Genomic DNA, 22398 nt, shown 5'->3' on the forward strand with positions numbered 1-22398 from the left:
CCCCGCCCTCGCGTCCAGGCTCCCGTCAGGGAAACGCGAGCGCGTCCGGGCCGAGGGGCGGTACCAGTCCCTCGGCCGCCGCGCGGGTGAGCAGCCCGCGGATCGCCGCGTACCCGTCCTCGCCGAGGTCGGCCGTGAACTCGTTGACGTACAGACCGATGTGCTGGTCGGCCACGGCGGGGTCCATCTCCTGGGCGTGCGCCATGACGTAGGGCCGGGAGACCTCGGGGTCGTCCCACGCGGCCCGCACCGAGGCGCGCACGGACTCGGCGAGCCTCTTCAGCGTCTCGGCGCCCAGCGACCGCTTGGCCACGATCGCGCCCAGCGGGATCGGCAGCCCGGTCGTCCGCTCCCAGTGCTCGCCCATGTCGGCGAGCTTGTGCAGCCCGTAGTCCTGGTAGGTGAAACGGGCCTCGTGGATCACGAGCCCCGCGTCCACCTTGCCGTCCCGCACGGCCGGCATGATCTCGTGGAACGGCATGACCACGATCTCGCCGACGCCGCCCGCCCGTCGCCCCCCACCCTCGACCGAGGACCCCGCGGGCCCGCCCCTTTCGGCTCCGACCACGTCCGCGGCCCACAGCCGGAACAGCAGATAGGCGGTCGACGTCTCGCTGGGCACCGCGACCGTACGACCCGTCAGGTCGGCCCCGGCCTCCCGTGTCAGCACCAGCGGGCCGCAGCCCCGGCCGAGCGCGCCGCCGCACGGCAGCAGCGCGTACTCGCCGAGCACGTAGGGCAGGACGGCGTACGACACCTTCAGCACGTCGAACTCGCCGCGCTCGGCCATGCCGTTGGTGATGTCGATGTCGGCGAAGGTCACGTCCAGCGCGGGGGCGCCGGGGACGCGGCCGTGCGCGAGAGCGTCGAAGACGAAGGTGTCGTTGGGGCAGGGCGAGTACGCGATCTGCAACGGCTCACTGGTCATACGGTTTCCAACTCTCCAATGCGGGCGCGAGCTTCCCGAAGGCCGCGGTGAGGACGGCGAGCGCGTCGCCGATGCGCCAGGCGGCGCGGTCGCGCGGGCCGACCGGGTTGGAGATCGCGCGGATCTCCAGCACCGGGACGCCCTGCGCGTCGGCGGCCTCGGCGACCCCGAAGCCCTCCATGCCCTCGGCGAGCGCGTGGGGGTGCCGGGCGCGCAGCGCGGCGGCGCGGGCGGCGGTGCCGGTCACGGTGGACACGGTGAGGACCGTGCCGGTACGGGCGCCGGTGGCCTCGGCCACGCCTCGTACGAGTGATTCCGGCGGGCGATGGGTGACGGTCCCGAACCCCAGGTCGGTGACCGGGAGAAAGCCGTCTGCGGTCTCCGCGCCCAGATCGGCCACGGTGATCGCGTCGGCGACGACGAGCGAGCCGAGCGGCGCCCCGGGCGCGAACCCGCCGCCGATCCCGGCCGAGACGACCAGGTCGTAGGGGGCCCCGGCGAGGGCGGCCGCGGTGAGCGCGGCGGCGGTGGAGGCGGCGGCCCGCGCGGGCCCGACCCCGGCGGCGAGCAGATCGATCACGACGGCGGAACGGCCCGAGCCGACACCGACGGCCTTACGCCCTGGATCGGCGTCGGCGGTCGTACGCCCCGGGTCGTCATCGGCGGTCGTACGGCCCGGACCGGCGCCGGGGGCCGTACGGCACAGCACCGCGCCCGGCAGCCGTACCTCGTCCCCCGGGCCGGGGAACGCCCGGGCCACCGCGTCCCGTTCGGCCGGGACGGCGGTGGCCACGAGGATCCGTGCGGACGTCGTGATCAGGCCTTCTTCAGCTTGAAGGACCACACGCCCTTGGTCGGGTTGGAGCCCATCTGGATCACCAGCGTGTTGGTGTCGCCGCCGGTGCCGTACTGCGCGTTGAAGAACGCGTTGCCCGGCAGCGTGCGGTACGTCTCCTTGCTGAGGCTGGTGAAGGGACGGCCGTTGACCAGCACCGCCCAGCCGGCGTCCGCGATCTTCGGGTCGACGCCGATGCGGATGGTCGAGTCCTCGCCGACCGAGATCGACTTCGCGGCGCCGGTCTTCTTGGCGCAGTCGGCAAGCGCCTTGGCGTCGAGCGCGTTGCCGTCGTTGTAGCAGACCGCCTCGGAGTGCACCGAGTCCCGGCCGACGGTGATCGTCGCGGTGGGCGTCGGCTTGTCACAGGCCGACAGGACGAGCAGTCCGGCGGTAACGGCGCCGGCGGCGGCGACGGCGCGGCGGCGTCGCACAACGGATTGCAGCGTGGTCATGCCCGAAGGCTATCGGTCGCCCGGAGTCGTCCGCCCACGCGGGGTGCGGCGTGCCCGGTTCGTTACGCCAGTCGTGTCCGCGACAACCCGACTGTGTCCGGTTCGTCACGCGACCTGCCCCTTTGCGACACCACTCCTTCGGCTCGACCGGGTCCCGTTACGCCACCCGGGTGCGGGGCCGGCCGCCGTACCGCGCGGAGCTGACCAGACCGCGCAGGGTGCTCAGCCAGCCGACGGCCACGAACGCGGCGCCGGCCAGCAGTCCGACGGTGCCGTTGAGCGGCATCACGATGCCGACCGCGCCGCCGAACACCCACGCCATCTGGAGCAGGGTCTCGGAGCGGGCGAAGGCCGAGCTGCGCACCAGTTCCGGCACGTCCCGCTGGATCAGCGCGTCCAGCGCCAGCTTGGCCAGCGCCTGCGCGAACCCGGCGACCGCCGCGAGAGCGGCCACCAGGAAGGCCCCGAAGAACACCGCGGCCACGATCGCCGTGCCGAGCGCCACCCCGACGACGGTCACGATGATGATCTCCGGCGCCCGTGACCTCAGCCACGCCCCCACCGCCGTGCCCAGCGCGTTGCCCAGGCCGGCCGCGACGCCCACCAGGCCCAGGGAGACCGCCGCGCTCTCGCCGGTCAGCGGGTGCTCGCGCAGCAGGAAGGCGAGGAAGAAGATCAGGAAGCCGGAGAGGCAGCGCAGGGCGGCGTTGGCGCCGAGGGCGTGGGTCACGGCGGGCCCGACCGTGCGCAGCCCGGGGCGCTTCACCCTCGCCTCGGGCAGCCGCGTCTCGTCGGCCGCGAGCAGCGCCACGGCCTCGCCGCGGGCCGAGTCCACCTTGGGCGGCAGCGAGAAGGACAGCACCGTGCCCGCCACGAAGATCACGAAGGCGCCGTAGAGCGGCCAGGGATCGCCGATCCGGTGGAGCCCCGCCGCGACCGGCGCGGCCAGCCCGGTGGCGAGCAGCCCGGCAAGGGTGACCCGGGAGTTCGCCTTCACCAGGGAGAACAGCGGCGGCAGCAGCCGCGGTACGACGGCGCTGCGCACCACGCCGTACGCCTTGGACGCCACCAGCACGCCGAGCGCGGCGGGATACAGCTCCAGGCTCCCGGTCGCCACCGCGCCCGAGATCAGCAGGGCGAGCAGCGCCCGCGCCAGCATGGCCGCCGCCATCGCGGCCCGGCGGCCGTGCGGGAGCCGGTCGAGCAGGGGGCCGATGACCGGGGCGAGGACGGTGAACGGCGCCATGGTGATCGCCAGGTACAGCGCGACCCGCCCGCGCGCCTCGTCGGTCGGCACGGAGAAGAAGACGGTGGAGGCCAGCGCCACGGTGATCATGACGTCTCCGGCGCCGTTCACCGCGTGCAGCTCGATCAGTTTGCCGAGGCCCGACTCGCCCGCCCCGTGCGCGTGTGTCGCCCGGCGGATGCCGCGCGCGGCGCCGGTCACGGGGAGGTGCAGGGCACGCCCGACGGACCGGGCGGCACCGCCGACCCGGCGCGCACCGCCACCCCGAACCCCACGCCTGTCCGCGGTCGCCACGAGGTTCATAGTGCCCCGAGATGCCGCCGGATAGTGCGGATACGGCACGTATGGCGGCGAACCGTGCCCGAGGGCGGGGGTGGGAGCGGGGGGACGGGGCGGGGGGCGGGAGCGGGGGGACGGGGCGGGGGGCGGGAGCGGGGATGGAGCGGGGATGGAGCGGGGGTGGGAGTGGGGGTGGGAGTGGGGGTGGGAGTGGGGGAGAATGCCGCCGAGCGGCAACGAATCCTGTTCGGTGTAGCGTGCGTATCTCAGCCATAACGCAGAATGGATGGCAGAGGTGCGCCCGAGCGCGCGGATGATGCAGACGTCGATGCGGTCCTGAGGTCCGCTCCGTCGGCCAACCCGCCTAAGGCAGCCGCCTTGACGAGACGGCGTAGGAGAGAAGCGATACCTGTGAGCGCAGCGACAACGCGAAGCCGCACCCCCGACCGCCTGTGCGCCGAGGCCGTCGACCTCGCCCGTGCCGCCGCGGAGGAGGCGGCCGCGCCCGGTGTGGTCGGCGAGCACTCCGGCCTCGTCTCCGAGGGCGACCGTGTTGTCACGCACTTCTTCGAGTGCAAGGAACTGGGCTACCGGGGCTGGCGCTGGGCCGTCACCGTGGCCCGCGCCTCCCGCGCCAAGTTCGTCACGCTGGACGAGGTGGTCCTGCTCCCCGGGCCCGACGCCGTCCTCGCCCCCGAGTGGGTGCCGTGGAGCGAGCGGCTGCGCCCCGGTGACCTCGGCCCCGGCGATCTGCTCCCCACCGACCAGGACGACCTGCGCCTGGAGCCCGGCTACACCGGCGAGGACCAGCCGCCCGCCGACTCGGCGGTGTCCGAGGAGATGGCGGAGCTGGCGGAGGCCGAGGACGCGGACGTGAGCCCGGGCGCGCCGGCCGTGCAGCCGACCGTGCCCTCGCGCGGTTCGATCGCCGCGGTGGCCGAGGAACTGGGCATGCGCAGGGCGCGGGTTCTGTCCCGCTACGGCCTGCACCGCGCGGCCGACCGCTGGGAGGAGGCGTTCGGCCCGAAGACGCCGATGGCCCAGGCGGCCCCGGCCACGTGTCTGACCTGCGGCTTCCTGACGCCCATCGGCGGCTCGCTGGGCCAGGCGTTCGGCGTGTGCGCCAACGAGTTCGCCCCGGCGGACGGCCGGGTGGTCTCGCTCGCCTACGGCTGCGGCGGCCACTCGGAGGCGGCGGTCATGCCCAAGCCCCCGCAGCCGGCGCCGCCGGTCGTCGACGAGACCAGTGTCGAGCCCTTCCCGCTGCACCCGGCCCGCGACTCCGGCTCGGTCCCGGAGACGACGGACGAGGCGACGGCGGAACTGGGCCACTCCTGACCGTGATCCGCCCCGCCCGGAAGCCGGACCTCCCCGGCTTCCTCGCCCTCGCGGCCGAGGTGGAGCACTGGTTCGGTCCGATGGTCGCCGACCCCCGCTTCGCCTCCGCCGTGGAACGCGGCATCGCCCGCTCCACGGCACTGGTGGCGGAGAGCGCGTCCGGGAACCTCCTGGGCGCCCTCCTCTTCGGCGGCAACGCCCCGCTCCACAAGGTGCACTGGCTGGTCGTCACGGAACGCTCCCGCGGCCGGGGCGTGGGCCGTGCCCTGCTGACCGAGGCCCTGCACCGGTTCGTACGACCCCCCGCCACCGTCGAGGTCGTCACCTTCGGCCCCGACCACCCCGGCGCGCTGACGAGCGGCGCCCGCGGCTTCTACGAGCGCCTGGACTTCACCCCCGCCGAACCCACGGCTCCCGGCCCGGAGGGCGGCTCCCGGCAGGTCTACCGCCGCGTCCTGACCTGAGGGTCGCCACCGGGCCGCCCACCCGGGGCACCCGGGGCCCCGCACCCCGGCCGCCTCCACCGACCGGCCCCGGCCCGGAGAGCCGCCACCAGACCGCCGCGCCCTGCGCGCCGAGTCGGCCGGGACCCACCGCTGCCCGACCGGCCCACTGCCCGCGCCCACCGGCGCCTGCCGCCGAGTCCGCTGGGGCACGTTGCCGTCCATCCGCCGTACCCTCCGCGTCTGCCGGGGCCTGCCGGTGCCTGCCGCCGAGTCCGTCGCGCACGCCGCTGTCCGACCGGGGCCCTTCCGTCCCGTCGGCGGCGCGTCGCCCACCCGGCGCGACCTGCCCTTCCGACGGCGGTCCGCTTCTCGCCCGGTGCGCGCCTTCCACTGTCCCCGCGAAGCCCCGGCGTGCCGGTGAGGCGCGATCGCGCCCTTGCCGGCGGGGGTTGGCGCCGACCGTTGGGGCGGTGCCGGCCGGGGCCCCGCTCCTGCGGGTGGTCCGCTCGCTGCTGTGCCGCGCCGGAGCGGACCGCTCGAAGGGTCCGGCTCCGCGCACCCCGCGGCCGGCCGAAGGGTGCGGGCGGGTGGGCGAGAAACGGCGATGTCGTCCCCGCGCTGTACCTTCTTCCTCACGTCGACGAGGAGTGTGAACGTGAGCAGCAAGTACGTGCGGCCGGCGGCCGAGGGTGCCGATCCCTTCGGGACGGCCCGGCTGCGTCGCGGTGTTCTCGACGCCTGGGCCACCAGCCCCGCGAGGTTCCGTGAGGACGCCAACGCCGAGGAGGACCTCGTGCTGGGCGGCTACCGGGACCGCCTGGTGATCGAGCTGGCGCAGAACGCCGCCGACGCCGCCGCCCGCGCCCACGTCCCGGGCCGGCTCCGTGTCACCCTCCGCGACGGCGTCCTGGTCGCCGCCAACACCGGCGCCCCCCTGGACGCCACCGGCGTCGAGTCGCTGTCCACCCTGCGCGCATCCGCCAAGCGCGACGCCGGCTCCACGGGCGCCGCCGTCGGCCGCTTCGGCGTCGGTTTCGCCGCCGTGCTCTCCGTCACGGACGAGCCCGCCCTCGTCGGCCGGCACGGCGGCGTCCGCTGGTCCCTCGCCGAGGCGCGCGAGCTGGCCGCCGACACCGCCCGGCACAGCCCCGGTCTCGGCGACGAGATCCGGCGCCGCGAAGGCCATGTCCCGCTGCTCCGGCTGCCCTTCGCCGCCGAGGGCACCGCCCCCGACCCGTACGACACCGCCGTCATCCTGCCCCTGCGCGACGCGGCCGCCGCCGACCTCGCCGAGCGGCTGCTCGACGCCGTGGACGACGCGCTCCTGCTCACCCTCCCCGGTCTGGAGGAGGTCGTCATCGAGGTCGGCGACGCCGCGCCCCGCATCCTGCGCCGGCGCACCGAGGGCGCCGTCACCGTCGTGGAGGACTCGCGGGAGGGCACCACCCGGTGGCGTACCGCCTCCGCGTACGGGCCGCTCGCCCAGGAGCTGCTCGCCGACCGGCCGGTGGAGGAGCGGCTGCGGCCCCACTGGTCCGTGACGTGGGCCGTGCCGGAGGACGAGAACGGGCGTCCCCTGCGCCCCCGCACCGCCCCCGTCGTGCACGCCCCCACCCCCAGCGAGGAACCCCTCGGCGTCCCGGCCCTCCTCATCGCCTCCTTCCCCCTCGACACCACCCGTCGGCACACCGTCCCAGGACCGCTCACCGACTTCCTGGTGCAGCGCGCGGCCGACGCGTACGCCGAACTGCTCGCCGGCTGGCGCCCGGTGACGGAGGCCGCCGTCGACCTCGTGCCAGGGCCGCTGGGCAAGGGCGAGCTGGACGGCGCGCTGCGCCAGGCCCTGCTCGAACGGCTGCCGCGTACCGCCTTCCTGCCGCCCGCCCTGCCCGGCGAGGGCGGCGAGGACGAGCTGCCGGAGGCCGTCCGGCCGAGGGACGCGGAGATCGTGGAGGGCGCGGGCGCGGACACCGTGCGGGTGCTCGCCGAGGTACTGCCCACCCTGCTGCCCGCCGGTCTGGAGCGCCGCGCCGAGCTGCGCGCCCTCGGCGTCGCCCGGCTCCCGCTCGCCGACGCCATCGACCGGCTCGCGGGCCTGGAGAAGGAGCCCGGCTGGTGGTGGCGGCTCTACGACAGCCTCGCCGGGGTGGACGTGGACCGGCTGTCCGGGCTGCCCGTGCCGCTTGCCGGGGGCACCTCCCGGGCTTTGGGCACCGGAGGAGGACGGACCACCATCGGTCCCCGCCAGGTGCTGCTGCCCACCCCCGACGGCGCCCGCATCGACGCGGACGTGCTCGGCCGGCTCGGCCTGAAGGTCGCGCACGAGGACGCCGTCCATCCGCTGCTGGAGAAGCTGGGCGCGCTGCCCGCCACCCCGCGCGCGGTGCTCACCACTCCCCAGGTGCGGGCCGCGGTCGCCGCCTCCCTGGACGAGGGCGGCGCCCTCGGCTGGGAGGAGGACGCCCTGGACGCCGAGGAACTCGCCGACACCGTCCTCGGGTTGGTGCGGGACGCGGGCCTGGAGCCCGGTGACGAGCCCTGGCTCGGCGCCCTCGCGCTGCCCGACGAGGACGGCGAACTCGCGCCCGCGGGCGAGCTGGTGTTCCCCGGCAGCCCCTTCGCCCGGGTGATCCGTGAAGACGAACTGGCTGCGGTGGACCAGGAGTTGGTCGAGAGGTGGGGCGAACAGCCCTTGACCGCCTGCGGGGTGCTCGCCACCTTCGCGCTGGTGCGCGCCACCGACGTCGTCCTCGACCCGGACGAACTGGAGCCCCGCGAGGGCGATTTCGCCGAGCCGGACGACGCCGGGCTGCTGGACGCCGTGGACGTGTGGAGCGAGGACATCCTCGACCGCTTCCCGGACAGCCCCGTGCCCCCGGTCGCCACCGAACTCGTGGCCGTCCGCGACCTCGACCTCGTGGACGACGACCACTGGCCCGAGGCCCTCGCCCTGCTCGCCCGGCCGCCGCTGCGCGACGCCCTCACCCAGCCGGTGCGCGTCCTGCTGCCCGACGGCACCCACGAGGTCGTCCGCCCGTACACCGCGTGGTGGCTGCGCGGGCACCCGGTGCTGGACGGCCGGCGCCCCGCGGGCCTCCTCGCGGCCGGCGGCGATCCGCTGTTGCGCGGCCTGTACGACGAGGCCGACGCCACCGGGTTCGAGGACGAGCAGGTGCTGCGGGCGCTCGGCGTACGGACCTCGGTCGGCGCCCTCCTGGACGAGCCCGGCGGAGCCGCCGAACTCCTGGACCGCCTCGCCGACCCGGACCGCCGGGTCACCGGCGCCCAACTGCACGGCCTCTACACCGCGTTGGCCGACCTCGACCCGCAACAGGTGACCTTGCCGGAGGACGTGCGGGCCGTGGTCGACGGGCGGGTGACGGTGGTGGACGCCGCCGACGCCGTGGTGGTCGACTCCCCGGACCTGCTGCCCTTCACCTCCGGCACCCCCCTGCTGCCCGTACGGCCCTCCCGCGCGGCCGAGTTGGCCGAACTGTTCCAGGTGCGGCGGCTCAGCGAGTCCGTCACCGGCGAGGTGCACTCCGAGGGCGCGGAGCACGACGTACCGGATTCGGTGCGGGTCCTCCTCGGCCCGCGCACGCCCGAGACGTACGTCGAGCACGACGAACTCGTCGTGGACGGCGTGGAGATCGACTGGCGGCTGACCGACGACGGCGTGCTGCACGCCGCCACCCTGGAGGGCGTCGCCGCGGGGCTCGCCTGGGCGGCGGCGCAGTGGCCGCGCCGCTTCGAGGTCGCGGCCCTGCTGGAGGACCCGTCCCGGACGGAGGAACTGGCGCGGGACCGCTGGTTCGACTGACCTTCAGATTGCTCTTACAAAATCCTCAACTCCCGCACAACCGTTTCCCCGCGTCCGTCGTCTGATCCTGAGGAGTCACCCGACTCCCCATTCACTACGCACGCAGGGGAACCGCACATGCGTATTCGTGCCACCGTGGCCGCCGTCTCCGGCGCCCTGGCCATCTCCGCCCTCGCCCTGCCCGCGGCACACGCCGCCGGGCAGGAGCGGGTGGCCGCGGAGAACTCCGCGAGCAAGGTCGCCCACGCCGCCCACCACCCGGGCCGTGCGACCTCCTCCGTCGCCGCCTCCGGCACGCCCTACCAGCTGAACGCCACCTTCTCCGCCGTGAAGGTGAACAACGGCAAGAACATCGTCGTCGGTACCACCAAGCCGGTCACCGTGCCCGTCTCCTTCACGCTGACCCACGGCACCGAGGTCGACATCCACGCCAAGGACTTCGTCACGGCCATCGAGCTGTACCGCGGGAACTCCTTCGACGACTCGGTCTACGGCTTCGACAGCGACCCCGCGACCTGCACGGACACCTCCGCGACGGTGGCGACCTGCAAGTCCGCCGTGTTCGTCGACCCGGCCGCGCTGCTCAGCGAGGACGCCGGGGCCTGGCAGGCCGCCGCCTTCGCCGTCGCCTTCAACGGCCAGGACCCGAGCAAGCCGGCCGACCTCAGCAAGATCGGCGTGGCCGTGAAGGACCCGACCAACGCCTTCAAGCTCCAGCGCTACGCCACGCTGAACACCGACGCCGCCCCGGAGCCGGTGAAGAAGGGCAAGACCATCACCGTCACCGGCAAGCTGGCCCGTGCCGACTGGGACGACAGCAAGTACCACGGCTACGCCAACCAGTCGGTCAAGCTCCAGTTCCGCAAGAAGGGCTCCAGCACCTACACCACGCTGAAGACCGTCAAGACCAGCTCCACGGGCAGCCTGAAGACCACGACCACGGCCACGGTCGACGGCTACTTCCGCTACACCTTCGCGGGCACCACGACCACCCCGGCGACCACCGCCGCGGCTGACTACATCGACGTGAAGTAAGCCCCCGCTAGCCGGGGAAGCGGCGGTCGACCCACTTCCACAGGAATTCCAGGGCGGCCGCCGCCGTCACCGAGACGGCCACCGCCGTCCACGGCACGGCGAGGCCCTCCAGCCGCAGTGCGAAGAAGTCCTGCAACGCCGGTACGACGAGCACCAGCAGGAAGGCCACGGCCATCGCGGCCACCAGGGTCACCCGCCACCAGGTGTAGGGGCGGGCGATGATCGCCAGCACCCACATGGAGATCAGGAACAGGGTCAGCGTCGCGGCGCTGGTCTCCGCCTCCAGCCGACCGGGCCCGGTGTAGGAGTGCCGGGCGATCAGGTACGTCGCGAAGGTCGCCACTCCGGCCACCACACCGCCCGGGATCGAGTACCGCATCACCTGGTGCACGAAGTGCGGTCTCGCCCGCTCCCGGTTGGGCGCGAGGGCCAGGAAGAAGGCCGGGACGCCGATGGTGAGCGTGGACAGCAGGGTCAGATGGCGGGGCAGGAAGGGGTACTCCACCCGCCAGCAGACCACCAGCACCGCCAGCAGCACCGAGTAGACCGTCTTCACCAGGAACAGCGTCGCCACCCGCGTGATGTTGCCGATCACCCGGCGGCCCTCGCCGACCACCGACGGCAGGCTCGCGAAGCTGTTGTTCAAGAGCACGATCTGCGCCACCGCCCGGGTGGCCTCCGAGCCCGAGCCCATGGCGACACCGATGTCGGCGTCTTTCAGGGCCAGTACGTCGTTCACCCCGTCGCCGGTCATCGCCACCGTGTGCCCACGCGACTGGAGCGCGCCCACCATGTCCCGCTTCTGCTGCGGGGTGACCCGCCCGAAGACGGTGCCCGCGTCCAGGGCGCGTGCCATCGCGGCCCTGTCCGCGGGCAGCCGTCGCGCGTCCGTCGCCGTACCGTCCAGGCCCAGCTTGGCCGCGACCGCGCCCACCGAGACCGCGTTGTCGCCCGAGATGACCTTGGCCTGCACCCGCTGCTCGGCGAAGTAGCGCAGGGTGTCGGCCGCGTCCGGGCGCAGCCGCTGTTCGAGGACGACCAGGGCGGTGGGCCGGGCGCCCTCGGCCGGCGCGGCGTCGTCGAGGTCCCGCCGGGCCCGCGCCAGCAGCAGCACCCGCAGCCCCTGCTCGTTGAGCCGCCCGGTCTCGGCGAGCGCCGGGTCGTCGGCCGCGAGCAGCACGTCCGGGGCGCCCAGCAGCCACGTGCTGATCTCCCCGTCGCCCTCGCTGAACGCGGCCCCGCTGTACTTGCGCGCCGAGGAGAAGGGGAGCGACTCGACGCAGCGCCACTCGTCGTTGTCCGGGTAGGCGTCGATGATCGCCTGGAGGGAGGCGTTGGGGCGCGGGTCGGACTCGCCGAGCGCGCCGAGCACCTTGCGCACGTACGGCTCCTGCGCGCCGTTCAGCATGCGCAGCTCGGTGACGTCCATGCCGCCTTCGGTGAGCGTGCCCGTCTTGTCCAGGCAGACGGTGTCGACGCGGGCGAGGCCCTCGATGGCGGGCAGCTCCTGCACCAGGCACTGCTTGCGGCCGAGCCGGATGACGCCGATCGCGAAGGCCACGGAGGTGAGCAGCACCAGGCCCTCCGGCACCATCGGCACGATGCCGCCGATGGTGCGGGCGATCGCGCCCTTGAGGTCGTCGTTCTTGACCACGAGCTGGGTGACGACCAGGCCGATCGCGGCCGGGACCATCATCCAGGTGACGTACTTGAGGATCGTGGAGATGCCGGTGCGCAGCTCGGAGTGGACGAGCGTGAAGCGGGAGGCCTCCTCGGCGAGCCGGGCCGCGTACGCCTCCCGGCCGACCTTGGTCGCGGCGAAGGCGCCGCCGCCCGCGACCACGAAGCTGCCGGACATCACCCGGTCCCCGGGCCGCTTGACCACCGGGTCGGCCTCACCGGTGAGCAGCGACTCGTCGATCTCCAGCCCGTCGGCCTCCGCGCACACCCCGTCCACGACGACCTTGTCGCCCGGCCCGATCTCGATGAGGTCGTCGAGCACGATCTCGTCGGTGCCGATCTCGACGGCTCTGCCGTCCCGGCGCACGGTCGGCCGGGCCTCCCCGATCACCGCGAGCGAGTCCAGGGTCTGCTTCGCCCGCCACTCCTGGACGATGCCGATGCCGGTGTTGGCGAGGATCACGAAGCCGAACAGGCTGTCCTGGATCGGCGCGACGAACAGGGTGATCACCCACAGCACGCCGATGATCGCGTTGAACCGGGTGAACACGTTCGCCCGGACGATCTCCCCCAGCGAGCGGCTGCTGCGCACGGGTACGTCGTTGACCTGGCCACGCGCCCGCCGCTCCGCGACCTCGGCGTCGGTCAGCCCCGCCGCTCGGGTGGTGGGCAGGGCCACCGGGTGCACCGGATCGAGTTCGGCGCCGGCGTCTATATGGCTCATGTATCCGACGTTACGTGGCCTTTGCGTGGCCGCCCACCCGGCCTTCCGCCGACGGTGAGGGGCCGTTCGGGCCCGGGGGCTACTCCACCGGGGTGGATTCCGGCCGCTCCCGCGCCGCCCGCTTGATCGCCGCGTCCCGCTTGCGCACGTACCAGACGCCGATCAGTCCGAGGCCGCCGCCGGCCAGGCAGGTCCACAGCCACCACAGATGGCCGTGGTCGTGGAACCAGCCGTAGAAGGGCAGCTGGACGAGGAACAGGACGAACCAGACGATCGTGCCGCCGGTGATGGTGGCGACCACGGGCCCCTCAAGGGGCTCGGGCGCCTCGTGCTGGGGGATCCACTTGGCCATGCCGGACAGCTTACGAGGCGATCAGTACCCGACATCGAGGCGATCAGCACCCGACAGGGTCTACGCGCGGAGATAGCGATCTAGTACTCATACCTTCATACTGAAACCGTTTGTCTTTGACCGCTTCTAATCGTAGGAAACTCCAACAGGGCTCGGGGGAACCCTTTGGTGATGAGGTCCCGCATGTCCACCTCGGCGCCCGCCAAGGTCCCCACCCCCGAGAAGCCGGGCGGCGCGTCCGTCGGCGCCCTCGACCGCTACTTCAAGATCTCCGAGCGCGGCAGCACCGCCGCGCGGGAGGTCCGGGGCGGTCTCGCCACGTTCTTCGCGATGGCGTACATCATTGTGCTGAACCCGATCATTCTGAGCAGCGCCAAGGACATGCACGGTCACCATCTGGACAACGCCCAGTTGGTGACGGCGACCGCCCTGACGGCCGCCTTCAGCACGCTGCTGATGGGTGTCATCGGCAACGTGCCGATCGCGCTGGCCGCCGGTCTCGGCGTGAACTCGGTCGTCGCCCTCCAGTTGGCGCCCCGGATGACCTGGCCGGACGCGATGGGCATGGTGGTCCTGGCCGGTTTCGTGGTCATGCTGCTGGTCGCCACCGGGCTTCGTGAGCGCGTGATGAACGCCGTTCCGTTCGGTCTGCGCAAGGCGATCGCGATCGGTATCGGTCTGTTCATCATGCTGATCGGCCTGGTCGACTCCGGCTTCGTCAGCCGTATCCCGGACATCGCCCAGACCACCGTTCCGGTCCAGCTCGGTACCGGGGGTCACCTCCTCGGCTGGCCGGTACTGATCTTCATCCTGGGCACGCTGCTCACCTTCGTGCTGATCGTGCGCAAGGTGCCGGGCGCCATCCTCGTCTCCATCGTGGGCATGACCGTCCTCGCGATGATCATCAACGCGGTCGCCAAGATCCCGTCCTGGGGCCTGACGGTCCCGAAGTGGCCGGGCAACCCGGTCGCCACCCCGGACTTCGGCCTGGTCGGCCAGGTCAGTCTGTTCGGCGGCTTCTCCAAGGTCGGCGTGCTGACCGGCATCCTCTTCGTCTTCACGGTCCTGCTGTCGTGCTTCTTCGACGCGATGGGCACGATCATGGGCATCAGCGACGAGGCCAAGCTGACCGACGCCGAGGGCTACATGCCGGGCATCAACCGGGTGCTGTTCGTGGACGGCCTCGCGGTCGCGGCCGGCGGTGCCAGCTCCTCCTCGGCCACCACCGCCTTCGTGGAGTCCACGGCCGGCGTCGGCGAGGGCGCCCGCACGGGTCTCGCGAACGTCGTCACGGGCGCCCTGTTCGCCGTGTCGCTGTTCCTCACCCCGATCGCCACGATGGTGCCGTCCCAGGCGGCCACCCCGGCGCTGGTCGCGGTCGGCTTCCTGATCCTGTCGCACTCCATCAAGGAGATCGACTGGGCCGACTACACGATCGCGATCCCGGCGTTCGTGACCATGCTGATGATGCCGTTCACCTACTCGATCACCAACGGCATCGGCATGGGCTTCATCACCTTCACGGTCCTGCGCCTGGCCGCGGGCCGGTTCCGGGAGATCCCGGCGGCGATGTACGTCGTCTCGGCGGTCTTCGCCTTCTACTACCTGATGCCGGCCCTGGGCCTGACCTGATCCCTCCGGTTCTCCGGGCCTTCGCGGCGTCTCACGTGACGCCGTAGAACCTCTCCGTCTCCTCGACGGCGGTCCGGAACCGCTGGTCGAAGTCGTCACGAATGAGCGTGCGGACCACATAGTCCTGCACGCTCATTCCTCTTTTCGCCGCGTGCTGCCGGAGCCGTTCGAGCAGCTCCCCGTCTATCCGCAGGCTGAGCACAGTGGTCCCCATGGCTACGAGGGTCGCCACTGCCGCCCCGCGTATGCGTCGCTTTCCGGCATTCACTCACTCGTACGGGTGATGGAACGATTCAGTGGCGGGCATCACGGGCCCCGCGGCGCGTCCCGGTGGTCTTTAGTTAGAGTAATGAGTTACTCTAAGGACATGCCGGACCTGAACCATGGCGACGACGCTGCCGCCGTGAACTCCCTTCGCTCCGCCGTGATGCGGCTGTCCCGTCGGCTCAAGCACCAGCGGGTGGACGAGTCGCTGAGCCCCACCGAGATGTCGGTGCTCGGCACCCTGTCCCGCTGCGGCTCGGCCACGCCGGGCGAGCTGGCCCGCAAGGAGCACGTGCAGCCGCCCTCGATGACCCGCATCGTCGCGCTGCTCGAAGCCAAGGAACTGGTCCGTCTCGAACCGCACCCGGAGGACCGGCGCCAGAAGGTCGTCACCCAGACCGAGCAGGCCGAGGCGATGCTCGAGGAGAGCCGTCGCAAGCGCAACGCGTTCCTGGCGGGCCTCGTCGACGGCCTCGACGAGGACGAGTGGGCCAAGCTGCGCGCCGCCGCCCCCGTGCTGGAAAAGCTCGCACACCTGTAAAGCAGCCTGAAGGAGGCGAACCCCTTTGAGTACGGGATCCGGAACACCTTCCGCCCCCGCACCGACCGCCCCTACCACACCCGCCCGCACGTCCTCGATGTTCAGCTCGCTGAAGGTCAGGAACTACCGCCTCTTCTTCATCGGCCAGGTCGTCTCCAACACGGGCACCTGGATGCAGCGCATCGCCCAGGACTGGCTCGTCCTGAGTCTCACCGGATCCTCCGCGGCCGTCGGCATCACGACGGCCCTCCAGTTCCTGCCGATGCTCCTGTTCGGTCTCTACGGCGGTGTCCTCGTCGACCGGCTGCCCAAGCGCCCGACGCTGCTGGTCACCCAGTCCGCGATGGCCCTCAGCGGTCTCGCGCTCGCGGCGCTGACCCTCTCGGGCCACGTCCTCGTCTGGCACGTCTACCTCGCCGCGTTCTTCGTCGGACTCGCCACGGTGGTCGACAACCCCGCCCGGCAGTCCTTCGTCTCCGAGATGGTCGGACCCGACCAGCTGCACAACGCGGTCAGCCTCAACTCGGCGAACTTCCAGTCCGCGCGCCTCGTCGGCCCCGCCGTCGCCGGCCTCATGATCACCGGTGTGGGCACCGGCTGGGCGTTCCTCGCCAACGGCCTGTCCTTCGCCGCGCCGATCACCGGCCTGCTCCTGATGCGCGCCCGCGAGCTGTACCCGGTCAAGCGCACCCCGCGCGGCAAGGGCCAGCTGCGGGAGGGCTTGCACTACGTCGCCGGGCGTCCGGAACTGATCTGGCCCGTCGTCCTCGTCGGCTTCATCGGGACCTTCGGCTTCAACTTCCCGGTGTGGCTGTCCGCCTTCGCCGGCAACGTCTTCCACGTGGGCGCCGGCGGCTACAGCCTCCTCAACACCCTGATGGCCCTGGGCTCCCTCGGCGGCGCCCTGCTGGCCGCCCGCCGCGGCTCGGCCCGGATGCGGCTGCTGATCCTCGCGGCGCTCACCTTCGGTGCGCTGGAGACCGTGGCCTCGCTGGCCCCCTCGTACTGGCTGTTCGCCCTGCTGATGGTGCCGATCGGGATCTTCGGCCTCACGGTCAACGTGACCGCGAACACCACCGTGCAGATGGCCACCGACCCGGCCATGCGCGGCCGGGTGATGTCCCTGTTCATGATGGTCTTCATGGGCGGCACGCCCCTCGGAGCCCCGATCATCGGCTGGATCACCGACACCTACGGCGCCCGCGTCGGCTTCGCCCTCGGCGGCGTCGTCTCCGCGCTCGCGGCCGCCGGCATCGGCCTGGTCCTGGCCCGCGTCGGCGGCCTGCGCCTGTCGGTGGGCTGGCACGGGGGCGCGCCGCGCCTGCGGTTCGTGCCCAGGGAGCGGGAGGAACTCGCGACGGCGGCGTGAGCGCCCCGGGCTGTCGCCGGGGGTGTCAGAGCACCCGCCGGGCCGGCACCTGTCCCGGCCATTCGTCCGCACCGTGGGTGAACGCCTCGGTGCGGACGAAGCCGTTCTTCCGAGGGCGAGCGGCGCGGCACCGGCGCCCCGCCCCCTTGAAGGGGCGGTCCGAGGCCGGCAGACGGAGGTACCGCTCGGGCTCGTCGGCGGGCGCGAGGCAGCCGCCGGGCGCGTCGCCGAGGGTGAGGGCGGCGGCCGGTACGCCGTCCATCCCGGCGAAGTACGGTGTCCCCGTGGTCGCGTACCGCCGCACCGACTCCACGGCCTTGGGGTCCGCCGACCAGGGCGCGGTGCCCCACTGCCGGGTACGGCCCTGGGCCACCAGCCACTCCGCGGAGCTGTCCGGCATGGCGGGGATCAGGGGTGCGGACGCGGGGCCGCCCGCGCGGACGGTGAGCGTCATGGCGGTCCTCTCGCCCACCCGTCGTCCCGCCGTTCTCTCTGGGATCGTGAGGACATGAGACTCTTCGCCGCAGTGCTGCCGCCGGAGGACGCCGTCGCCGAACTGGCCCTGGAAATCGATCGGTTGAAGCGGTTGCCGGGCGCCGACTGGCTGCGCTGGACGGGCCGTCCCTGCTGGCACTTCACCCTCGCGTTCTACGGCGAGGTGGCCGACGACGTCGTACCCGACCTGTCGGCCCGCCTCGCCCGTGCGGCCCAGCGCACCGCCCCCTTCGAGCTGGCCCTGTCCGGCGGCGGCCAGTTCGGCCGCGGCCGTGCGCTGTGGACCGGAGCCTCCGGCGACGTGGACGCGCTGCGCCTGCTGGCGGGCCGGGCGGAGGCGGCGGGCCGGAAGGCGGGCCTGCGGATGGAGGAGCACCGCCGCTACCAGGCCCACCTCACGCTGGCGCGCGGCCGGGAGCCGGTGGACGTACGACCGTACGTGGAACTGCTCCGCGAGTTCGCGGGCCGGAGCTGGCGGGTGAGCGACCTGGCGCTGGTGCGGAGCAACCTGCCGAGGTCGGGGGTGCAGGGGGAGCGGCCGCGGTACGAGGCGGTCGGGCGATGGGTGTGCGCGGCGTCCGGTTAGGCTCGATGTGTGGACCCGAAAACCCGGAACCGGATCATGGCCGGTGCGCTTGTTCTCATGTTGGTGGTTGTTGCCGTGGCGGCGGCCGTCAGGTAGCGGCCGGTTCGTGTGCCCGAGGGGCGGGGCCGAGGTCCCACGCCCCTGGGCACCGCGCCTCTCTCACCAGGCGAAGGCCTCCGGGGACGGACCCGGGCCCGGGAAGATCTCTTCCAGGCCGGCCAGCAGCTCGTCGCCCAGTTCCAGCTCCACGGCGCGCAGCGCCGACCGGAGCTGCTCGGCCGTGCGCGGGCCGACGATCGGGCCGGTGACACCGGGGCGGGTGAGGAGCCAGGCCAGGGCCGTCTCGCCGGGTTCCAGGCCGTGCTTGTCGAGCAGGTCCTCGTAGGACTGGATGCGCGCGCGGGCGGCCGGGTCGGCGAGGGTGTCCGCGGCGCGCCCGGAGGCACGGCGTCCGCCCTGCACCTTCTTCTTGATCACACCGCCGAGCAGCCCGCCGTGCAGCGGGGACCAGGGGATGACGCCGAGGCCGTACTCCCGCGTGGCCGGGATGACCTCCATCTCGGCGCGGCGCTCGGCGAGGTTGTACAGGCACTGCTCGCTGACGAGGCCGAAGGAGCCGCCGCGGCGGGCGGCGGTCTCGTTGGCCTGGGCGATCTTGTAGCCGGGGAAGTTGGAGGAGCCGGCGTAGAGGATCTTGCCCTGCTGGACGAGGACGTCGATGGCCTGCCAGATCTCGTCGAAGGGGGTGTTCCGGTCGACGTGGTGGAACTGGTAGAGGTCGATGTGGTCCGTCCGCAGCCGCCTGAGGCTGGCGTCCACCGCGCGCCGGATGTTCAGCGCCGAGAGCTTGTCGTGGTTCGGCCAGGCCTCGCCGTCGGCGGCCATGTTGGCGTAGACCTTGGTGGCGATGACGACCTTGTCGCGGCGGTCACCGCCCTTGGCGAACCAGTTGCCGATGATCGACTCGGTCCGCCCCTTGTTCTCCCCCCACCCGTACACATTCGCGGTGTCGAAGAAGTTGATGCCTGCGTCCAGTGCGGCGTCCATGATCGCGTGGCTGTCGGCTTCGTCCGTCTGCGGCCCGAAGTTCATCGTCCCGAGAACCAGCCGGCTGACCTTGAGTCCCGTACGTCCAAGCTGCGTGTACTTCATGGTCACCAGCCAACGGCTTGGAGTGGGCTCAAGGCAAGGGCGGGTCGGTCGCGGGGGAAGCGGGCCGTCCTGACGAGGAGACCGAGGGCAGTGGTGGTCGTGTCGGCGTCGTGCCGGAGTCCGGTCACACCGTTCCGGCCGCGTACGCCTGTCCGATTCCCCACGCCTCCCGCATCGCCCCCGCGAACGCCTCCGCGATCCGGTGTTCGCCGCTCGCGTTGGGGTGGGTGCCGTCGTACGTGTCGACGTGGATGTCGTACGACGCGGGTGGCGAGGTCAGCAGGATGGGGGAGCGCGGCTCGTCCAGGTCGGCGACCGTCTTGGCGAGCAGGACGTTGAAGAGGCGGACCTGGTCGGCGAAGGGGGCGTCGGACTCGGCGCGGACGTTCGGGATCACCGGCAGCAGGACCATGCGGATGCGCGGGTCGGCGGCGCGGGCGGCGGCGATGAAGGCGCGGACGTTCTCGGCGGTCTGCTCGGCGTTGGTGTAGAAGCCGAGGTCGATGAGGCCGAGGGAGACGAGCAGGACGTCCGGCCGGCAGGCGCGGATCGCGTCGCCGATCAGCGGGGCCATGTGCAGCCAGCCCTCGCCCCAGCCCGCGAGGTGGGCGCGGGGGAAGTCGGGGTCGGCGTACGCGACGGACGTCGGTGCGTCGGTCTGCTTGTCGTACAGCGTCTCGCGCGGGCCGACGAGCGTGACGGCGGGGTCGTACGTACCGCGAAGGCGCTGCCACAGACGGTAACGCCATGTGTGTTCGCCCGCGCTCCCGATCGTCATGGAGTCGCCCACGGGCATGAACCTGAGCATCCGATCATCATGGATGATCGGCGCCACGGGTGGGATGTGAGGCCCGACACGTGGAGGTGCGGGCGCGGCGGCCGGAGGGGTGAACACCCGGCGGGAATGGCAGGCTTGGGGGATGCGCCGACCGTTCGCCGTCCTTGCCGCCGTCCTGCTCGCGGGCGCCTGCGCGCTGCCCGCGTCCGCCGCGGAGGACGCCGGGGACAAGGGATTCACGATCAAGGACCCGAGGATCACGGAGTCCAGCGGTCTGGCCGCGTCCCACCTGCACCCGGGCATCTACTGGACGCACAACGACAGCGGCGACGGCCCGTACATCTACGCCGTGGACGGCGCGACCGGCAAGACGGTGGCCCGGGTGACGCTGCGGGGCGTGGGCACCCCGCGCGACATCGAGGCGATCTCGATCGGGCCCCACGACGAGATCTACGTCGGCGACATCGGCGACAACTACGACGGCCGCTGGCCCTACGTGTGGATCTACCGCCTCCCGGAGCCGAAGGTCCTCCGGGACCAGGCGGTCACGGCCACCCAGTACGTCGTGAAGTACTCCGACGGCCCCCGCAACGCCGAGTCCCTGCTCGTCCACCCCAGGACCGGCCGGGTCTACATCATCGACAAGAAGGAGGACGGCGGCCACCTCTACGAGGGCCCCGCCACCCTCTCCACCACCGGCGCCAACATCTTCAGGCCGATCGCCCCCATCGACCTCTGGGCCACCGACGCCGCCTTCTCCCCCGACGGCGACCACCTCGCCGTCCGCGGCTACCTCGGCGGCATCTCCTACTCCTGGAACAACGCCCACCCCCGGCGCATCTCCACCCTCGACGTACCCCTCCAGGGCCAGGGCGAGGGCGTCACCTACTCGGCCGACGGCACGAAGCTGCTGTACAGCAGCGAGGGCGCCGACAGCACGGTGGTCGCGAAGGACGCCCCGGACAGCCCGAAGTCCTCCCCGTCCCCCGGCGCCGGCTCCCCGGACAACCCGGTGACCGGCGGGTCGCACCTCACACTGGGCGCGGTGGCGCTCGTCGTCGTGGTGGCGGGGCTGCTCGGGGTGGGGCGGCTGCGGCGGCGCGACGGGTGACGCCGGGCGGGCGGGGGCGACGCCCGCCTGCGGGGGCGGGTCAGGGTCCGCCGGACGGCGAGGGGCGCCCGGCACATCCGCCGGGCGCCCCTCACCGCCGTACCCGAGGAGTCAGAGCTTCTCGATGACGTAGTCGATGCACTTGGTCAGGGCCTCGACATCCGCCGGGTCGATCGCCGGGAACATGGCGACGCGCAGCTGGTTGCGGCCGAGCTTGCGGTAGGGCTCCGTGTCGACGATGCCGTTGGCGCGCAGGATCTTGGCGACGGCGGCGGCGTCGATGTCGTCGGAGAAGTCGATGGTGCCGATGACCGCCGAGCGCTTCGCCGGGTCGGTGACGAAGGGGCTGGCGAACTTGACGTCCTCCGCCCAGTTGTACAGCGTGCGCGCGGACGTGGCGGTGCGCCGGACCGCGAAGTCCAGGCCACCCTGGCCGTTGAGCCACTCCAGCTGCTGGTTGAGCAGGAAGAGCGTGGCGAGGGCCGGGGTGTTGTACGTCTGGTTCTTGCGGGAGTTGTCGATCGCCGTGGGCAGCGAGAAGAACTCCGGGATGTGGCGGCCGGACGCGTGGACCCGCTCCGCGCGCTCGATCGCGGCCGGGGAGAAGACGCCGATCCACAGGCCGCCGTCGGAGGCGAAGGACTTCTGCGGGGCGAAGTAGTACACGTCGGTCTCGGCGATGTCGACCGGCAGGCCGCCCGCGCCGGAGGTCGCGTCCACCAGGACGAGGGAACCCTCGTCGGCGCCGGCCACCCGCTGGATGGGCATGGCGACACCGGTGGACGTCTCGTTGTGGGTGAAGGCGTACACGTCGACGCCCGCCTCGGCCCGCGCCTCCGGGTGGGTGCCCGGGTCGGTGGAGATCACCGTCGGTTCGGCCAGCCAGGGCGCGAGCTTCGCGGCCTTGGCGAACTTGGAGGAGAACTCGCCGAAGCTGAGGTGCTGGGACTTGTTCTCGATCAGTCCGTGGGTGGCGATGTCCCAGAAGGCGGTGGAGCCGCCGTTGCCGAGGACGACCTCGTAGCCCTCGGGCAGGGAGAAGAGCTCGGAGATCCCCTCGCGGACCTTACCGACCAGGTTCTTGACGGGCGCCTGGCGGTGGGAGGTGCCGAGCAGGGAGCTTCCGGTGGCGGCGAGGGCGTCGAGCGCCTCGGTCCGCACCTTGGAGGGGCCCGCGCCGAAACGTCCGTCGGCGGGCTTGATGTCAGCGGGAATCTGGATGTCGGCCACGACTCGCAGGGTATCCGGTGGGCGAAACGGGACGGAACCGTGTCCGTCGGATGAGACAAGAACGCCAGCACACGGACTTGTCGTGTCGTACGACAATCCCGC

At 72.5% G+C, this 22398-nt stretch carries 20 protein-coding genes; 9 read left to right on the forward strand and 11 right to left on the reverse strand.

All coding sequences use genetic code 11. The annotated features are described in order from the left end of the window. Positions 1-25: 25 nt before the first annotated feature. The 4 genes from ACWDD7_RS05555 to ACWDD7_RS05570 form a co-directional block, all read right to left on the reverse strand. Positions 26-928 carry a 1,4-dihydroxy-6-naphthoate synthase gene (locus tag ACWDD7_RS05555; RefSeq protein ID WP_450456454.1) on the reverse strand — a complete coding sequence of 301 codons (903 nt, stop codon included), beginning with the start codon at positions 926-928 and terminating at the stop codon, positions 26-28. Then, positions 918-1721: a futalosine hydrolase gene (locus ACWDD7_RS05560; RefSeq protein ID WP_450456455.1), complete on the reverse strand. Its 804-nt coding sequence runs from the start codon at positions 1719-1721 to the stop codon at positions 918-920. The genes ACWDD7_RS05555 and ACWDD7_RS05560 overlap by 11 nt, the downstream gene beginning before the upstream one ends. A gap of 23 nt (positions 1722-1744) precedes the next feature. Continuing rightward, positions 1745-2218 (reverse strand): DUF2771 domain-containing protein, encoded by a 474-nt coding sequence (locus ACWDD7_RS05565; RefSeq protein ID WP_351866591.1) that lies wholly within the window; start codon positions 2216-2218, stop codon positions 1745-1747. Between the two features lie 157 nt (positions 2219-2375). Next, positions 2376-3767, reverse strand: coding sequence for an MFS transporter (locus tag ACWDD7_RS05570; protein WP_450456456.1), 1392 nt, complete (start codon positions 3765-3767; stop codon positions 2376-2378). Between the two features lie 387 nt (positions 3768-4154). Here ACWDD7_RS05570 and ACWDD7_RS05575 point away from each other — a divergent pair, with 387 nt between their 5' ends. The 4 genes from ACWDD7_RS05575 (at position 4155) to ACWDD7_RS05590 (ending at position 10382) form a co-directional block, all read left to right on the forward strand. Further along, positions 4155-5081, forward strand: a complete 927-nt coding sequence (locus tag ACWDD7_RS05575) for a DUF3027 domain-containing protein (protein ID WP_351866586.1) — start codon at positions 4155-4157, stop codon at positions 5079-5081. Next, the gene (locus ACWDD7_RS05580; RefSeq protein ID WP_450456554.1) at positions 5078-5545 is read left to right on the forward strand and encodes a GNAT family N-acetyltransferase; all 468 of its coding nucleotides are present in this window, start codon (positions 5078-5080) and stop codon (positions 5543-5545) included. Before ACWDD7_RS05575 ends, ACWDD7_RS05580 begins: the two co-directional genes overlap by 4 nt. Before the next feature lie 586 nt (positions 5546-6131). After that, the gene (locus tag ACWDD7_RS05585; protein ID WP_450456457.1) at positions 6132-9347 is read left to right on the forward strand and encodes a sacsin N-terminal ATP-binding-like domain-containing protein; all 3216 of its coding nucleotides are present in this window, start codon (positions 6132-6134) and stop codon (positions 9345-9347) included. A gap of 117 nt (positions 9348-9464) precedes the next feature. Next, positions 9465-10382, forward strand: coding sequence for a hypothetical protein (locus tag ACWDD7_RS05590; protein ID WP_450456458.1), 918 nt, complete (start codon positions 9465-9467; stop codon positions 10380-10382). Positions 10383-10389: 7 nt separating this feature from the next. Here the strand turns inward: ACWDD7_RS05590 and ACWDD7_RS05595 are convergent, their stop codons facing one another. Then, positions 10390-12786: an HAD-IC family P-type ATPase gene (locus ACWDD7_RS05595; protein ID WP_450456459.1), complete on the reverse strand. Its 2397-nt coding sequence runs from the start codon at positions 12784-12786 to the stop codon at positions 10390-10392. Between the two features lie 79 nt (positions 12787-12865). Then, complete coding sequence (locus ACWDD7_RS05600) at positions 12866-13138, reverse strand: DUF2530 domain-containing protein (RefSeq protein ID WP_351866576.1); 273 nt, start codon at positions 13136-13138, stop codon at positions 12866-12868. 183 nt (positions 13139-13321) lie between these two features. Between ACWDD7_RS05600 and ACWDD7_RS05605 the strand changes: the two genes are divergently transcribed. Continuing rightward, positions 13322-14770, forward strand: coding sequence for an NCS2 family permease (locus ACWDD7_RS05605; RefSeq protein ID WP_351866573.1), 1449 nt, complete (start codon positions 13322-13324; stop codon positions 14768-14770). Between the two features lie 31 nt (positions 14771-14801). Here the strand turns inward: ACWDD7_RS05605 and ACWDD7_RS05610 are convergent, their stop codons facing one another. Further along, positions 14802-14984, reverse strand: coding sequence for a ribbon-helix-helix protein, CopG family (locus tag ACWDD7_RS05610; RefSeq protein WP_046422192.1), 183 nt, complete (start codon positions 14982-14984; stop codon positions 14802-14804). 153 nt (positions 14985-15137) lie between these two features. Between ACWDD7_RS05610 and ACWDD7_RS05615 the strand changes: the two genes are divergently transcribed. Further along, positions 15138-15575: a MarR family winged helix-turn-helix transcriptional regulator gene (locus ACWDD7_RS05615; RefSeq protein WP_351866570.1), complete on the forward strand. Its 438-nt coding sequence runs from the start codon at positions 15138-15140 to the stop codon at positions 15573-15575. 25 nt (positions 15576-15600) lie between these two features. Further along, positions 15601-16944 (forward strand): MFS transporter, encoded by a 1344-nt coding sequence (locus tag ACWDD7_RS05620; protein ID WP_450456460.1) that lies wholly within the window; start codon positions 15601-15603, stop codon positions 16942-16944. A gap of 25 nt (positions 16945-16969) precedes the next feature. On the opposite strand, the gene ACWDD7_RS05625 is transcribed toward ACWDD7_RS05620, so the two are convergent. Then, positions 16970-17398, reverse strand: coding sequence for a GNAT family N-acetyltransferase (locus ACWDD7_RS05625; protein ID WP_450456461.1), 429 nt, complete (start codon positions 17396-17398; stop codon positions 16970-16972). 54 nt (positions 17399-17452) lie between these two features. Here ACWDD7_RS05625 and thpR point away from each other — a divergent pair, with 54 nt between their 5' ends. Then, entirely contained in the window at positions 17453-18025 is a 573-nt protein-coding gene (gene thpR, locus ACWDD7_RS05630) for an RNA 2',3'-cyclic phosphodiesterase (protein ID WP_450456462.1), read from the forward strand. 159 nt (positions 18026-18184) lie between these two features. Here thpR and ACWDD7_RS05635 read toward each other — a convergent pair whose 3' ends face one another. Both ACWDD7_RS05635 and ACWDD7_RS05640 read right to left on the reverse strand, forming a co-directional pair. Further along, entirely contained in the window at positions 18185-19177 is a 993-nt protein-coding gene (locus ACWDD7_RS05635) for an aldo/keto reductase (RefSeq protein WP_450456463.1), read from the reverse strand. 124 nt (positions 19178-19301) lie between these two features. Next, complete coding sequence (locus ACWDD7_RS05640) at positions 19302-19985, reverse strand: GDSL-type esterase/lipase family protein (RefSeq protein ID WP_351866559.1); 684 nt, start codon at positions 19983-19985, stop codon at positions 19302-19304. A 112-nt stretch (positions 19986-20097) separates the two neighbouring features. Here ACWDD7_RS05640 and ACWDD7_RS05645 point away from each other — a divergent pair, with 112 nt between their 5' ends. Then, positions 20098-21066 (forward strand): WD40 repeat domain-containing protein, encoded by a 969-nt coding sequence (locus ACWDD7_RS05645; protein WP_450456464.1) that lies wholly within the window; start codon positions 20098-20100, stop codon positions 21064-21066. 111 nt (positions 21067-21177) lie between these two features. Here the strand turns inward: ACWDD7_RS05645 and serC are convergent, their stop codons facing one another. Continuing rightward, positions 21178-22296, reverse strand: a complete 1119-nt coding sequence (gene serC, locus ACWDD7_RS05650) for a phosphoserine transaminase (protein ID WP_351880411.1) — start codon at positions 22294-22296, stop codon at positions 21178-21180. Between the last annotated feature and the right edge of the window lie 102 nt (positions 22297-22398).

Source organism: Streptomyces sp. NPDC001056, from assembly GCF_053598955.1.